The organism is Salmonella sp. SJTUF15570 (genome assembly GCF_043357055.1).
Classification (GTDB): domain Bacteria; phylum Pseudomonadota; class Gammaproteobacteria; order Enterobacterales; family Enterobacteriaceae; genus Salmonella; species Salmonella enterica.
In genome coordinates, this window is record NZ_JBEUKJ010000005.1 from 282,127 (window position 1) to 297,216 (window position 15,090).

The 15,090-nt window shown below is 51.2% G+C and carries 12 protein-coding genes and 1 pseudogene; 5 read left to right on the top strand and 8 right to left on the bottom strand.

From position 1 onward, the window contains the following. Positions 1-3 precede the first annotated feature (3 nt). Positions 4-2,985, top strand: a complete 2,982-nt coding sequence (locus tag ABVN44_RS12385; RefSeq protein ID WP_023232519.1) for a virulence factor SrfB — start codon at positions 4-6, stop codon at positions 2,983-2,985. Further along, a complete protein-coding gene (gene srfC / locus ABVN44_RS12390) occupies positions 2,982-5,126 on the top strand; it encodes a virulence-associated effector SrfC (protein WP_048348830.1) in 2,145 nt (714 codons plus the stop codon). The genes ABVN44_RS12385 and srfC overlap by 4 nt, the downstream gene beginning before the upstream one ends. Positions 5,127-5,170: 44 nt before the next feature. Here the strand turns inward: srfC and ABVN44_RS12395 are convergent, their stop codons facing one another. Next, positions 5,171-5,344, bottom strand: a complete 174-nt coding sequence (locus ABVN44_RS12395; RefSeq protein ID WP_000171943.1) for a GhoT/OrtT family toxin — start codon at positions 5,342-5,344, stop codon at positions 5,171-5,173. Positions 5,345-5,542: 198 nt separating this feature from the next. Between ABVN44_RS12395 and yncL the strand changes: the two genes are divergently transcribed. Then, positions 5,543-5,638: a stress response membrane protein YncL gene (gene yncL / locus ABVN44_RS12400; RefSeq protein WP_001103198.1), complete on the top strand. Its 96-nt coding sequence runs from the start codon at positions 5,543-5,545 to the stop codon at positions 5,636-5,638. Between the two features lie 104 nt (positions 5,639-5,742). Here the strand turns inward: yncL and patD are convergent, their stop codons facing one another. The 5 genes and pseudogenes from patD to ABVN44_RS12425 form a co-directional block, all read right to left on the bottom strand. After that, positions 5,743-7,188 carry an aminobutyraldehyde dehydrogenase gene (gene patD / locus ABVN44_RS12405; RefSeq protein ID WP_024148515.1) on the bottom strand — a complete coding sequence of 482 codons (1,446 nt, stop codon included), beginning with the start codon at positions 7,186-7,188 and terminating at the stop codon, positions 5,743-5,745. 114 nt (positions 7,189-7,302) lie between these two features. After that, complete coding sequence (ycdR, locus tag ABVN44_RS12410) at positions 7,303-8,727, bottom strand: GntR family transcriptional regulator YdcR (protein ID WP_000760692.1); 1,425 nt, start codon at positions 8,725-8,727, stop codon at positions 7,303-7,305. 135 nt (positions 8,728-8,862) lie between these two features. Continuing rightward, a complete protein-coding gene (locus ABVN44_RS12415; RefSeq protein WP_023232541.1) occupies positions 8,863-9,633 on the bottom strand; it encodes a M15 family metallopeptidase in 771 nt (256 codons plus the stop codon). Positions 9,634-9,891: 258 nt separating this feature from the next. Beyond that, positions 9,892-10,122: pseudogene (locus ABVN44_RS12420) on the bottom strand (hypothetical protein). Between the two features lie 32 nt (positions 10,123-10,154). After that, a complete protein-coding gene (locus ABVN44_RS12425) occupies positions 10,155-10,553 on the bottom strand; it encodes a hypothetical protein (RefSeq protein WP_001649405.1) in 399 nt (132 codons plus the stop codon). Positions 10,554-11,057: 504 nt separating this feature from the next. Between ABVN44_RS12425 and sifB the strand changes: the two genes are divergently transcribed. Next, on the top strand, positions 11,058-12,008 hold the full coding sequence (sifB, locus tag ABVN44_RS12430) for an SPI-2 type III secretion system effector SifB (RefSeq protein WP_023231517.1): 951 nt from the start codon (positions 11,058-11,060) through the stop codon (positions 12,006-12,008). Positions 12,009-12,279: 271 nt separating this feature from the next. Then, positions 12,280-12,510 carry a DUF2554 family protein gene (locus tag ABVN44_RS12435; protein WP_000956438.1) on the top strand — a complete coding sequence of 77 codons (231 nt, stop codon included), beginning with the start codon at positions 12,280-12,282 and terminating at the stop codon, positions 12,508-12,510. Here the strand turns inward: ABVN44_RS12435 and ABVN44_RS12440 are convergent, their stop codons facing one another. Both ABVN44_RS12440 and ABVN44_RS12445 read right to left on the bottom strand, forming a co-directional pair. After that, on the bottom strand, positions 12,511-14,475 hold the full coding sequence (locus ABVN44_RS12440) for a U32 family peptidase (protein WP_023231516.1): 1,965 nt from the start codon (positions 14,473-14,475) through the stop codon (positions 12,511-12,513). 78 nt (positions 14,476-14,553) lie between these two features. Beyond that, on the bottom strand, positions 14,554-15,090 hold the full coding sequence (locus ABVN44_RS12445; RefSeq protein WP_000369543.1) for a helix-turn-helix domain-containing protein: 537 nt from the start codon (positions 15,088-15,090) through the stop codon (positions 14,554-14,556).

The following is a 15,090-nucleotide window of genomic DNA, read 5'->3' on the forward strand; positions in this document are numbered from 1 at the left end:
TTTATGTTGGTCAATCTGTGTGATTACAAACAGAGCGTCACGCTCATTGCAAACAGCGGCGTCCAGTTTCTTGATTTTGGCTTAACGCCGCAAGAGTCGGCCCACTACGGACGTTTTGTGCGCAAAACGGCAAACGGCCCGCTACTGCGCCTCGATTTTGATCTGACCAGCGGGCGCTACACGTTGCCAGGACGTGCTGGCGGCCAACCCGAAGTCGTGAAACCGGAAAGCACTCAGACGCTGCACTATTCTCTGGATGTACTCGACGGAATCTGGCTTCCCCTGCCGTTCCTGCGTTTTAATCCGCCGCGTACCTTTATTGATGGGCCGGATAACTGGGCGCGCATTCAGGTACGTAAACTCAGCGAGCCAGATAGCGCCGGAAACACACACCGCATCACCCTCGCCTTCGACAGTCAACTGGCAAAAAATATGCCTGCGGCGTTGGCGCCTTGCGAAAACGATCTGCTCAATGGCACACGTTTTGCGCTCGCCTGGCGCGATGAAGAAGTTGCCGATTTTCTTGACCAGACATGGATTGACGGCTGGCTGCGCGAGTCGTTTCTTCAGTATGCCTCACAAGTGGAAAACCGTCCGGAACAGGCCATACAACAAGCGCTGCGTAGCTTTGAGTATCAGGCGCACTGGTTGAATTTACTGACGCTGTTAGGCGAACAGCTTACGGTACCGGAAGTAAAGTTTGTGACACATACGTTAAGCACGCCCGCAATCCCGGTCGATCTGATTCTGGATGTCGGCAATACGCATACCTGCGGCGTCTTGATCGAGGATCATGGCGATGCGAATGACGGGTTACGCCAGACGGCAGAGCTTCAGGTGCGTTCTTTAAGCGAGCCGCAGTTTCTGAACGATCCTTTATTTACCAGCCGGGTGGAATTCTCAGAAGCGCGCTTTGGCAAGCAACACTTTTCTGTCGAAAGCGGACGAGACGACGCCTTTGTCTGGCCTTCCATTGTGCGTGTGGGCGACGAAGCTCGCGCCCTTGCTATGCAGCGTGTGGGCACCGAAGGCAGCAGCGGTATCTCCAGCCCGCGCCGCTACCTGTGGGATGAAACCCCCGCCTTGCAGGACTGGCGCTTTAGCCAGATCCACGGTAAAACGCAGCGCGAACCGCTTGCCACCGCGTTTCCGCTGATGAATCTGATGAACGACGACGGACAGCCGTTATTCCGCCTGCCGCATGAAGAAAGGCTACCGGTTTTTTCGCCGCAATACAGTCGTAGCACCTTGATGACGCATATGTTGTGCGAAATTCTGGCTCAGGCGCTGGGGCAAATTAACAGCGTCGCCACCCGGCTGCGGCTCGGCTTTCCCGCCTCGCCGCGCCAGCTACGTACCCTGATTTTAACGCTGCCTTCCGCCATGCCGAAACAGGAGCGAGAAATTTTCCGCCAGCGAATGTTTGAAGCGCTGGCGCTGGTCTGGAAAGCCATGGGCTGGCATCCGCAGGATGAGGATTTCACCACGCCTAAGCAGCGTGAAAAAAGCGTGGTGCCGGTACCTGAAATACAGATGGAATGGGACGAAGCAAGTTGCGGCCAACTGGTATGGCTTTATAACGAAGCCATTTCGCATTACGCCGGGCGTACCGAATCCTTTTTTAATGCGCTGGCCAGACCGGATCGCCAGCCTGAACCCGGCGTCGTCCCCGGACGCGCGTTGCGCGTGGCATCGATTGATATCGGTGGCGGCACGACGGATATGGCGATCGTTCACTATCAGTTAGATGACGGCGTGGGGGCCAATGTAAAAATTACGCCTCATCTCCTGTTTCGCGAAGGTTTTAAAGTCGCCGGGGACGATCTGCTATTGGATATCATTCAGCGTTGCGTACTCCCTTCCCTGCAAACGGCGTTGCAACGGGCAGGCGTTACGGATGCCGCCGCCCTGCTGGCGACCTTATTTGGCGATTCGGGACGAATTGATACTCAGGCCATTTTGCGCCAGCAAACGGCGCTGCAATTATTTATGCCGCTGGGCCACGCGGTACTTTCCGCCTGGGAGCAAAGCGACATTAACGATCCGTTTGCCGGTTTACACGCGACATTTGGCGATCTGCTGATCCGCCGCCCAACGAGCAACGTGATGAACTATATCCAGCAGGCGATCGATCATGCCTTACCGTCTGGTTCGCCGACATTTGATATATTCAATGTGCCGTTGCAAATCCAGTTTAGCCAGCTTCAGGAGGCTCTGCTGGCCGGTCAGTTTACGCTGACAACGCCGCTTCATGCGGTCTGCGAAGCGATATCCCACTATCACTGCGATATCTTGCTGGTGACGGGGAGACCGACCTGTTTACCCGGCGTACAGGCGCTCATCCGGCACTTACAACCGGTGCCGGTTAATCGCATTGTGTGGATGGATAAGTATCAGGTACATGAATGGTATCCCTTCAGTCAACAAGGGCGTATCGGCAATCCAAAATCCACTGCCGCGGTGGGCGCGATGTTATGCAGCCTGGCGCTGGACTTACGTCTGCCGCGTTTCAATTTTAAAGCGGCTGATATCGGCGCGTATTCGACTGTGCGTTATCTCGGCGTACTGGATAATACCGTTAATACGCTTCGCGATGAAAACATCTGGTATCACGAGATCGATTTGGATAAACCCGGCGCAACGCTGGACGCACGCCTGCATTTTCCGCTACGCGGCAACGTGACGTTGGGTTTCCGTCAACTGGCGAACAGTCGCTGGCCGGCAACCCCACTCTATTGCCTGAGCATTAATTCCGCCGAACTGGCGAAAACCATCGCTGGCGACGGCGTACTGAATGTGCGACTGAAATTACGCGGCAGTAGCAAAGATAGCGCCCCGGAATCATTCATATTAAGTGATGCCTGGCTCCAGGACGGGACGCCGGTCGCCGCCGATGCGCTGACATTAAAATTGAATACGCTGGCTGACCGTCGCCACAGCGGCAGCCACTACTGGATAGATAGTGGGAGTGTATACCTGAAATGACAAAACCGTTAAACGCCACCCAGGCTGTTATCGAGTGGGTTAACAACACGCGCCGTTACGCAACGCGGCTGGATGACGAAGCCGACGCTCTGCTGGCGCAACTTACGCTTGCCGCGGCGGATGAGTCAGCGCTCAACGCCGCCTGCGCATCACATGGCTGCGTTGGTCTGTACGGGTATGCGCAATCCGCAAAAGCGCATCTGTTAACGACGCTATGCGGTAACGAGAATGGCAAGCTGGAAATTATCACGCCGGACCGTGACTATGATTATTTCAGCCACATCAATCCGGGTCATGCGCCAGCGAATATGGCTATTCGCTTTACGCGCGACATTTTTTCAAACGAGAGCGGCTGGCCGTTGCGCCTGCGCTTGATCAGTGAAGCCGAACTGGTGCAGATCTTTATTGCCTGGACCAGCTCGTCCCCCGTTTGTCGCCAGGTCGAAAAATCCATTATCACATCACGCCTGGAGAAATGGCAATCGCTTCGCCAACCGCAGCCCGTCCCCGGCGTTACCGCTGAAGAGGTAGCGACCATCGCGAGTTTCTGGCGCTCTTGCCTGCCGTCCGCCAGACAACATATTGATGATGCGACATGGCAACACTTTGCCTCGCTCTTGCCTGCGCTGGATCTCACGACACGGGCGCACGCCTGGGCATTACTGTGGGGAGAGCAACCGGAGATCACCCAGCAATGGCTGGCGCTGGCGCATATGTTGCAACAAACCGGCCATGCCGGGGAACTGGCGGCGCCGCTCAGCCTGCTGGTCGATCATTTTGGCTTACCGGCGGAAAACTTCCTGACGCAAATGGCGCTAACCGCCAGCGATACGCAAAGCGATGTGGTGGTGCATCCGGTTAAGGAAGGCCGACTGCTCAATGCGGTCAGCCTTTCGCTTGATTCTCTGGCGCTGCTTACCCGCGAACTGGTGCTAACCGTTGAAAATAGCGTACTGGATAACGTTGATTTACTGGATATTCCGGTCGCGCCAGACAGTCATCCTCATCCGTTATGGCGGGCGAAATTAGGCTGGATGCTGGCCCATTACCGTCAGCAGGTACAGCCCGATGTTCTGGTGATTTGCAATGCTCTGGCATCTCGCTCGCAAACGTCCACTGCCGCCCGTCACTTACTGGAGTGGGTTAACGCCACGCAGCCGCAGCATGAATCAGCGTTACCCGGCGTCGTCTGGGCTATTACTCCACAGGATGCCCGTTTTGCCACCCAGCAAAATCTGGATGAAGCCGTCCAGCAGTTGATGGGTAAACCTGGCGTGCACTGGGGAACGTTGCAGGCGCTGGATAAACACAGTATGCAGCGTTTGGTGGAGTGGTTATCGCAGGCGACATCGGCACCACAGCGACAGGCGCGCTTACAGGCGTTACGCGAACAACTGCGAGGCCGCGTGCGCGATCTGTTACCGATGTTTGATGACGCGCGGCTACCGGTTGAAACCGTGATCCGGCGTCTTCAGGCCCAGGCAGCCAGACATGGCGACCTGCTGGCCGGGCTGTTACCGCCGGTACAGAACTTCGAAGCGTTGCTGCGCACCCGACAGTCGCGAGAAGAACAGGTCAGCGGTTTATTTAATGACGCGATCGATCTCTTTGCCGACGAACCAACGCGCGCTTCAGCGTCAGAAGGTCATGAAACAGGCTACCAGGCGCACAAAATGTGGATCAATCATCTGCGCCAGTGGGCCCATTGCCGGGATAATGCGCAGCGTCTGGGACTGGAACCGCAGATGCTCAACGCCGTGGCGGAGATTTTAATTACCGCCAGCTATCGCCTCGGTTTACCTCAGCAGTTACAGAAAACCATGCAGCGCGAGGAGGTGAGCGGCGCGCAGCTTCATGCCATCATTGGTAACTTCATCGCCTGGCTCGGCTACGCCAATATCGAGGAGGCCCAACGCCCGGCCAGCCGCGTTCAGAAAGGCGCAGCCATTTTCGCCGCAACGCCGCGTTCGACAATGTTGCGTCTAACAAAGCTTGACGAACAGCCCGTTCACGCCGCCAGCCGCTATGTCTATGACTGGCTTGTTGCGCTGTATACCCTGGCCAATGAGAACGCAGGATATCGGCATCCGCAGGACGTTACCGACGTAGACAGAGCGCAATTAATTGCCCTGATAGCCTGACCTTGCGGAAAAACCATGCCCGGTAACCTGTATCGGGCTTGAGGTCAGAAAAGCGAAAACAGCAATGCGACGGGGAAACTTATCGGCCATGTCGCGCCAACCAAAAAGGCGCTCAGGAAACGAATTCGTTTTTTGTCATGAGTCAAAAACCAGGTGATCAGGGATGATATCACCGCCATGACGGCGTAAAAAATTAATATCTTTTGAAAGAGGGTCATATCAGGCATCCGCGCCAACCAGAGGAAAAAACGCGCGCAATATGCTCTTTTTATTTGACACACATCAAGGTTTATCAGCCTTGACAGCAAAACGTTCTCAATGCACGGCTCCGCTCACAGAATATCCTGTTTACGTATTATTGCGGATCTCGCCAACCCGTACTATACCCATAGGGGTTATGATGAAAGGTGGCGAAAATGAATGTTTCCAGTAAAACCGTCGTGCTGATTAATGTCTTTGCTGCTGCAGGACTTTTGGGTCTGATCTCGTTGAGATTCGGCTGGTTTGCTTGAGGTGTTCAACCTTTGAGTACTTGCTGCGCATGTTGGCGGGGAGGTCCCCCTCTCCGCCGACACCCGCCTATTTTTTCACGATTTTTCTGAACAGTAAATGATCCTTAATGCTTAACCATGATGTGGCGGACAAGGGTGTAGTCTTCCAGACCATACAATGACATATCTTTGCCGTATCCCGACTGTTTTTGCCCTCCATGCGGCATCTCGCTAACCAACATGAAATGGGTATTAATCCAGGTACAGCCATACTGCAATCTGGCGCTAAGCCGGTGCGCCCGCCCGACGTCCTGAGTCCAGACGGAGGATGCCAGACCATAGCGAGAATCGTTGGCCCACCTCAGAACCTGATCTTCATCATCAAAGACGGTTATACTGACCACCGGGCCGAAGACCTCGCGTTGCACGATGGCATCTTCCTGTTTTGCGTCTGCCAACAACGTCGGAGCGAAATAGTAACCTTTACCTTCCGTTTGACTTCCACCAGTAATCACACGGATATGGCTGAGGGCCTTCGCCTCCTCTACAGCCGCTGTGACGCGCTTCAGGTGCGCCAGCGAACTTAACGGCCCCAGCTCTGTCGACTCATCCTCCGGCGCGCCCATTTTCAGGCTGCTCACCGCGTTCCCCAGCTTTTCGACCAGCGCATCATAGATACCGCGCTGCGCGTATATACGGCACGCCGCAGTACAATCCTGTCCGGCATTATAGAAACCGAAAGTCCGGACGCCCTGCGCCACCGCATCCAGATCGGCGTCATCAAAAACAATTACCGGGGCTTTACCACCGAGTTCCATATGCGTACGTTTTATCGCTGGCGCAGTATGGCGCAGAATATGCTCCCCGGTCGCGATAGAACCGGTTAAAGAGACCATGCGTACTTTTTCATGACCGGTCAATACATCGCCAACAGTCTGCCCTCGTCCGAACAGGACATTGAGCACCCCCGGCGGAAAGATATCCTTCGCCAGCGCGGCAAGTTTAAGCGCCGTCAGCGGCGTGATTTCAGAAGGCTTAATCACCACGCAGTTACCTGCCGCCAGCGCTGGCGCCAGCTTCCAGGCCGCCATCATGAGCGGATAATTCCACGGCGCGATAGAGGCAACCACGCCAATCGGATCCCGGCGGATCATCGACGTATGTCCTTCCAGATATTCGCCCGCCGCCAGCCCACTCAAACAACGGGCCGCGCCGGCAAAAAAGCGAAAGACATCCACGATTGCCGGAATTTCATCATTAATTACGCAGTGCAAAGGCTTACCGCAGTTTTGCGATTCAAGCCGGGCGAACTCAAGGGCGTTTTGCTCGATGCTGTCCGCCAGTTTTAACAGCCATTCCGCCCGTGCTTTGGGTGTGGTCTGCCCCCATTCGGCAAACGCGCTATCGGCGGCCAGCACTGCGGCGTCAACCTGCGCGGGCGACGCTTCCGCAATCTCAAGTATGACCTCGCCTGTCGCCGGGTTATAAACAGACTGCCTTTCTCCCTCGCCGTCCACCAGCACGCCATTAATCAGTAATTGATATTGCATAGCATTTTCCCATATCGTCATTAATCGATTTCCGGCGAACGGGCCGCCGCTTTCCTAAAAATAGACGGCGCGCCAGATGCTCACCCGGCACACTCGGGAAATTTAGTCAGGTTGTGAGCTGACACGCATTCCATCTCACACAAGGCTTTTAGCGCTCAGCATCTCGCGAATCAGGCTGCCAAGCTGTTTTACGGCCTGTTCTTCCCGTTCTCCCCAATGCCATGCGGTGTTAAAACGAAAGAAACGCGTCCAGGCGCCGGACGTTGAAAACATTTTCCCCGGCGCGATACTGATAAGGTGTTCAAGCGCTTTGGCGCTAAGTTCACCGGCATCAAGCTGCTCAGGTAGCTCCAGCCAAAGAAAATAACCGCTATCGTTATGGTGAATTTTTACTTCCGCCGGGAGATGGCGCAAAAGGGTTTGCCAGGCTTGCTGTTTACGTTCGGCAAGCTGCCTTCGCAATCGACGCAGATGCGCGTCATATCGACGTGTCGAGAGATAATCCACTAACGCCAATTGCATGGGGGAACTGGTGGATAATGTGCTCATTAACTGCAAACGCTGAATTTGTCTGGCATGGCTTCCTCCCGCAACCCAGCCAATGCGAAAACCGGGAACCAGACATTTGGAAAAAGATGAACAATGCAACACGGTATCGTCGCGATCCCATGCTTTGGCGGGCAGCGGTTTCTCGCGGCCAAAGTAGAGTTCGCTATAAACATCGTCTTCAATTAGCGTCACGTTATGGTGCGTGAGTAACGCAACCAGCCGCGCTTTTTTCTCAGCACTCAGCGTGAACCCTAACGGATTCTGGCTGTTGGTCATTAACCAGCACGCTTTCACCGGATATTCCTGTAACGCCTGTTCCAACGCCATAAGATCGATACCTTCTTTAACATCGGTGGGTATCGACAACGCTTTCAGGCGCAATCGCTCCAGGGCCTGTAGCGCACCGTAGAAACAGGGGTTCTCCACCACCACCCAGTCTCCCGGCGCCGTCACCGCCTGTAAACTAAGATTCAACGCTTCCAGCGCGCCAGCGGTAATGACAATCTCGTCAGGAGAAACGGTAATCCCCTGCTGCGCGTAACGGCGTGCTATCGCATAGCGCAATTCTGCATTACCTGGCGGCAAGTTTTCGATGACGCTCATTGCCGTCGCGGTTTTACTGACCTGCGCCAGAGAGCGGTTCAATTGCGGCAAGGGAAACAGGCGCGGATCGGGAAACGCTGAAGCAAAGGGCACCACTGAGGTATCACGGCTCGCCTGCAGCATCTCAAAAATATAGGTATTGATATCTACGGCTTCATCCCGAATAACGTGCGCTGCCGTCGCGACTGACCGACAAACCGGATGCGGCGCGACATAATAACCGGATTGCGGACGAGCGATAATCCGTCCCTGACTTTCCAGCAACTGGTACGCGTGACCGACAGTCATAAAACTCATGCCGCTACTGGCGACCTGCTCCCTCAGCGAGGGTAATCGATCGCCGGGTTGCCAAACGCCAGAGGCGATTTGTTCTCTAATTTGCTCCGCCAGACGTTGATATTTTTTCATTATTCGTTCTCATTGAGCGCTGCTTGCAGGTGGCAACCGCAGTGTATATCAGTTGTTAAAATTAACAATGATTTGCTAACTGTTATGGTGCTTCCCAACAGGCGTAATGATTAGATTTCGCAACAAAACGCCGTTTCAGGGTCTCTGCTTAACGGGAAAGTCAAACCAGGTGTTCGGGTATGGTTCATGAGTAAGGGAGAAGTGCCACCATTCAGTATCCAGTGGCGTAAAGCCCGCATCACGCATCAATGTTTGTAATAACAACCTATTTGCGCGTTGCTGAGCGGTAAGCATGACATTATCGGGATGGGATAACGGACTAAAACAGTCAAAGCCGGTACCAAAATCCAGACTATTATCTGGCGAGCGTTGCGCCGCGGGCGCAGTACAATTCACCAGTGGTCGTCCGGGATGGTATATCGGTATTTTACTGTCGAGTGGAACAATTGTTAGATCAAGCGTACTTCCCCGACTGTGGCCGGATCTGGCGGCAAGATAACCTTCCTCAAACAGACGCTTTTTCTCTACTTGCGGATAAAATTCGTTTTTCATTTGGTTTTGAGAAGGATCTTTGGCCCACGCGATAAAGTCATTCACTGCGCTTTGCGGACGGTAGCAATCATATATTTTTAAGGTAAGTCCGAAGGGGCGTAAACGATCGGCGACCTGCTTTAGTGCGTTCGCGGCTGGTCGTGTTAACAGGCAAACAGGCGCGTTATAGCCTTTAATGGGGCGACCAATAAAGTTATGGGAAGTGAAGTATCGCATGTCTACCTGTACGTCGGGGGCGACCGTAGTAATATCGACAAAGTCTTTTGGCTGGTGGAGATCAATATGGTTTTCAGCTGACATTGCCTGAACGGACAACAGGCTGAACAGGAGGAAAGAAGATACGCATTTTACCATATGTTACACCTCGCGAGAGTCACAGGGGTGATTATGTATTTGAGCAGGTAAAGATTAGCGGACAGCGCTTAAACAGATGGTTAAAATAAACATCATTCCCCCTGTAATCTGTGCCTTATCACAAACGGAGAGGTTATATTTTGCTTATATGACCATTACGCCGCCTGTTCTATACCCAAAATAATTCGAGTTGCTTAAAGGCGGCAAGGGAGTGAGTCCCAGGAGCACAGATAACGATGTGTTTTCACAAAGGCGAGTCTACCTGACCAGAAAGGTTATTTGATAAGCAGTAGTACAGTTGTTGTTGCCTTCCATAACTAAATAACATTGTTTCGCCAAAGATAAGACCGCTATATAGTCAGGAAGGCAATTAGTGAGGAACGCGTCAATTGTCGGCGATAATGCATCTGAAATTACGATTCACCGCAGTTGTTCAAACACATAGTCCTCCTTCGAACCGAGATAATTCGGTCTGCTGGCCATAGTCATTATTCAGTAAGAACGCAGGTTGCAGCGGCGGATCACGGGCGTGAAGAAAAATCCTGTGCCCCAAACTTTTTGGACAAGCGCTGAACCTGCCGTATACTTTTACTTAACGTACACTCCGCCATAAAAATAAACCCTGCGATGATACCGTAATGCCACAGGCATAACTTAAGGATATGCCATAAATCAAGCGAAGCATGATTTAACTTCTCAGTGATTACGATAGTCTGTACAAATATTATGGGATGAAATAATAAGACGCCTAACAAAAATATCCCTGCCACAATCATGGCGAGTAACTGAAAAAAAGCCCATCCGATAACGAAGCGGTAAAGTAACAGCAATAATAGCCGTCCACATTTTTTTAGCCATTCTGACTGCAAAATGCCCCAGGATGCTGTCTTTTCGTGAATTTCACCATCTGATTTCTTCATTTTGAGCCTCCTCGCAGGTTTTTATAATTTTATCGCCCAACAGGAAATAAAGCCGTCAGCTAATCGTTACAACAAATATAATTAAGACAAAAACTAAAGAGTAAGGTGTTTATATCATAAGTGCTATCAGTATTGGCCTTCTGCCCTGCCGCTAAATATCTCATTGTTGTTAGCCTAATAATACTTTTAGTTTAACTTCTTATAAGACAATTTCTACACGGTTGAGCAACTATTTACTTTCTCTAAAAATAATATAGCGCGTAATTAATCATTGCTCATGGTACATGATGATGTGAGAATTAAGAAAACCATTTTACTTTCATTCGTTTTACCTGACATACTTCATGGCCAGGAGGCGTGGGCATGACTAAAGCTACGGGTCGATTTGAACAGTAAAAATCAGGTGTTTCACCGATAGGCAAACCGATGGGCAACATGGGATAATATTTTGAATACCACCTATTCCAGTAATGAAGTATTATATAATCACTTGTGGTCTACATTATGCCAATTACTATCGGGAGAGGGTTTTTAAAGAGTGAGATGTTTTCCCAAAGTGCCATCTCTCAACGCTCCTTCTTTACGTTACTATGGGAAAGGATTAAAGATTTTTTCTGTAGCACGCAAAGATCCGCTGCCGATCAATATATAAAGGAATTATGTGATGTTGCCTCTCCACCTGACGCGCAACGTTTATTTGATTTATTTTGCAAGTTATATGAATTATCATCGCCGTCATGCAGAGGAAATTTCCATTTTCAGCACTATAAAGATGGTGAGTATCAATATACAAATCTCTGCATTAAAGATGGCGAAGATATTCCGTTATGCATTGTGATACGTCAGGATCACTACTATTATGAGATACTGAATAGAACAGTACTCTGTGTTGATACTCAGTCTGCCCACCTGAAAAGATATTCTGATATTAATATAAAAACTAGCACTTATGTTTGTGAAGAGCTATGTTGCTTGTTTCCTGAGCGGTTACTACTCTCGCTATCCGGCGGTATAACATTTTCCGTTGACCTAAAAAATATAAAAGAGACGCTTATCGCCATGGCAGAAAAGGGTAATTTATGTGACTGGAAGGAACAGGAAAGAAAAGCCGCCATCTCCTCCAGGATTAATCTGGGCATCGCCCAGGCAGATGTACCAACTATTGACGTCGCTATCAAAAACAAAATAGCCGCAAAGGTTATTGAGAATAATAACTTAAAGAATGCAACATTTGAACCAAATTATGCACAAAGCTCAGTTACTCAAATTGTTTATTCATGTTTGTTTAAGAATGAGATACTAATGAATATGCTGGAAGAAAGTTCCTCTCATGGCCTGCTATGTTTAAACGATCTTGCTGAATATGTAGCGCTACAAGTTCATAACAGCCTTTTTTCTGAAGATTTATCTTCACTCGTTGAAACAACAAAAAATGAGGCTCATCACCAGAGTTGACCACACCATAAATAGTATGGCTTACAATCCCCTGGCAATACCAAAACCATCTAATACAATACCTTTAAAATATACTTCCAGGAAATAATGAATTTCGCATGGAACGAATTGGCTCGTTATTTTTATAATTGAGATACTGAGTATAAGTATATTTTCTCATACAACTTATCGCACTTATTGACAAACCGTTTTCGCTAATTTGAAGTGTTGAATAATAACTCAAAGAAATTATTGGCATCATAGCCTCACGACGTAACTGGAAGGTGGCATGATGCTTACAAAAACGTTATCAGTAGTTTTACTGACCTGTGCGCTGTTTTCAGGCCAGTTACTGGCGAAACAGCAAGACCACGCATTCGTATGGTTTGCGACGGGAGGGCACCAGCTTAGACACGAAGCCGACAGTGATGAATTACGGGCGGCAGCGGAAGAATCCGCGGAAGGCTTGCGCGAGCACCACAACTGGCAGAAATCGCGCAAACCAGAGAGCTATTTTCGTTAATTAAACGCCCCTACGCTTCGGCAGCGTTTTCATCAGCGCTTCAGGGCTCACTGAAGCGACAACGCTGCCGGGCTGGGGCATTTTTAAGATGTGGTTTTTAATTTTGCCAATGACATGCATTTCGCAAGGGCGGCAGTCGAATTTTAGCGTCAGTACTTCATCGCCATGCACCAACTGCATCGGCGTGGCTTTCCAGCTCTTAATATTTCCTTTCGCCTGCTTTGGACAAAGGTTGAACGCAAAACGCAGGCAGTGTTTGGTGATCATGACCGGCACCTCGCCCTTCTCCTGATGCGCCTCATAGGCCGCATCAATCAATTGTACGCCGTAACGGTGATAAAATTCCCGCGCTTTGTGGTTGTAGACATTAGCGAGAAAGCTGAGATGCGTTTGCGGATAGACCGGCGCAGGCTGCGCCACGGGTTTCCGACGACCTCGTTGATAATGGGCCAGCCGCGCCGCGTCAAGCATATCAATCGCCTCCCGACGGAACTGATTGAGCAGGCTATTTGGCACGAACCACGCCGCCGGTAATGTCACCTGCATATCACGCGCGTAGTAAGGCGTCTGTCCCAGCTTCGCCAGTCCGGCTTTTAGGTTATTCAACGCTTTTTCAGAGTTGTTGGCTTCCTCAAATACCCCGTCAAGCGTATGCGTGATGCAGACACCGTCTTCACTGGTCAGCGTCAGAATAAGCTGTTCCTGCCAGCCGCCCAGCATGATATCAACCGCCACACGGCGCTCACTGGAGGTTTTTGTCAGCGCTTGCTGCCAGTTATGATCCAGATTACGATTCAACGGATGATGCGGACGGACTTTATGCAGGTCGGCAGGCATATCATTTGGCCAAACGCGGTAGCGGTTATGACCGGTTTTCTCCACCGTATTGGCGCGAAAACCCACCACTTCACGCTTAATCAACACGTTCAGACCATCGCCATTCGCCAACGGCTCCGTAGCTTCTACGTCGAGATAATCCTTCGCCACATTCAGCACCTCGCCTACCGGCAAGCCAATAAATTTTGGTGAATCAAATGCGCCAATATCACCTTTACGCGCGTTAACAAAATAGTCGGTGCTGCCGCGATGGAAGGTTTTCTCCGTGGAGGGAACAAAAAAGTGCTCGGTCCGACCAACCGATGCACGCGCCAGATCGCCACGTTGCTCGATAATCGCGTCCAGCATCTGACGATAATGCGCGGTGATGTTTTTGACATAGCTCATGTCTTTGTAGCGCCCTTCAATCTTGAAGGAACGTACGCCTGCATCGATCAACGCGCCGAGGTTAGCCGTTTGATCGTTATCTTTCATCGATAGCAAATGTTTTTCGTAAGAGACCACCCGCCCCTGATCGTCTTTTAACGTATACGGTAAACGACAGGCCTGCGAACAGTCGCCCCGATTGGCGCTGCGCCCGGTTTGCGCATGAGAGATATAACACTGTCCAGAATAAGCGACACACAGCGCGCCATGAATGAAGAACTCAATCGTGGCGTCAGTAGCCTGATGAATAGCCGCTATCTGAGTCAAATTAAGCTCGCGCGCCAGTACAATCTGTGAAAAACCGACATCGGCAAGAAACTTCGCTTTTTCCACGCTGCGAATATCACACTGTGTACTGGCGTGAAGCTCAATCGGCGGGATATCCAGTTCCAGAATGCCCATATCCTGCACAATCAGCGCATCCACCCCGGTGTTGTACAAATCGGTGATTAACCGCTGCGCGGGCTCCAGCTCATCATCATGCAGGATAGTATTCAGCGTGACAAAAATCCTGGCGCCGTAACGGTGAGCAAACGGGACCAGATCGGCGATATCGCGCAGACTGTTACTGGCGTTATGACGTGCGCCAAAACCGGGTCCGCCGATGTAGACGGCATCTGCGCCATGCAAAATCGCTTCGCGAGCAATTGCGGCGTCACGGGCCGGACTTAACAATTCGAGATAGTGAGGTTGCTGGCGCATACAGTCTTTCTTATCCAATAGCAGCGAAATGGCGGCTATTGTAGTCAGAAGCGCAAACTAACGAAATAGTTTTCCCGCTTAATCACGCGGGTAATGGATCAGCGAGTGAAAATGAACCGTCTGGTCACTGCTGTTGCGATAGGTATGCGCCGTATCGCCGGCAAAACGCAAACCTTTACCGGCGTCTATGGTTTGCCATACCCCACCAGTACACATGTCCAGCCGACCCTGAATCACCACCACATGTTCGATAACGCCGGCTTTATGCGGCGCTGATTCGCTGCACGCGCCAGGCGCCAGCAATAGGGAAAAATAGTCAAAACAGAGTTCAGGGTCCCACGGAAACAGCGGTGTAATTACCATCGCTTGCTGCTGGGGATCGAAGGTTGGCGGAAATTCGGCCTGCGGAGGCGAAATAAACATTGAGAATGGAACGTTCAGGCCCGTCGCAATTTTCCACAGCGTTGCGACTGTCGGACTGGATTCATTACGCTCTATCTGCCCCAACATGGCTTTTGAGACGCCGGAGATCTCCGCCAGACGCGATAAACTCCAGCCTCGCTGATGGCGTAACGTTCTTAACGTGGTCGCCAGATAGTGTGTCAGGTTATCCAT

Bases quoted from the DNA above. Each gene is read 5' to 3' on its own strand.
- ABVN44_RS12385 (WP_023232519.1), top strand. From the start codon at position 4: ATGTTGGTCAATCTGTGTGATTACAAACAGAGCGTCACGCTCATTGCA.
- srfC (WP_048348830.1), top strand. From the start codon at position 2,982: ATGACAAAACCGTTAAACGCCACCCAGGCTGTTATCGAGTGGGTTAAC.
- ABVN44_RS12395 (WP_000171943.1), bottom strand. From the start codon at position 5,344: ATGACCCTCTTTCAAAAGATATTAATTTTTTACGCCGTCATGGCGGTG.
- yncL (WP_001103198.1), top strand. From the start codon at position 5,543: ATGAATGTTTCCAGTAAAACCGTCGTGCTGATTAATGTCTTTGCTGCT.
- patD (WP_024148515.1), bottom strand. From the start codon at position 7,188: ATGACGATATGGGAAAATGCTATGCAATATCAATTACTGATTAATGGC.
- ycdR (WP_000760692.1), bottom strand. From the start codon at position 8,727: ATGAAAAAATATCAACGTCTGGCGGAGCAAATTAGAGAACAAATCGCC.
- ABVN44_RS12415 (WP_023232541.1), bottom strand. From the start codon at position 9,633: ATGGTAAAATGCGTATCTTCTTTCCTCCTGTTCAGCCTGTTGTCCGTT.
- ABVN44_RS12425 (WP_001649405.1), bottom strand. From the start codon at position 10,553: ATGAAGAAATCAGATGGTGAAATTCACGAAAAGACAGCATCCTGGGGC.
- sifB (WP_023231517.1), top strand. From the start codon at position 11,058: ATGCCAATTACTATCGGGAGAGGGTTTTTAAAGAGTGAGATGTTTTCC.
- ABVN44_RS12435 (WP_000956438.1), top strand. From the start codon at position 12,280: ATGCTTACAAAAACGTTATCAGTAGTTTTACTGACCTGTGCGCTGTTT.
- ABVN44_RS12440 (WP_023231516.1), bottom strand. From the start codon at position 14,475: ATGCGCCAGCAACCTCACTATCTCGAATTGTTAAGTCCGGCCCGTGAC.
- ABVN44_RS12445 (WP_000369543.1), bottom strand. From the start codon at position 15,090: ATGGATAACCTGACACACTATCTGGCGACCACGTTAAGAACGTTACGC.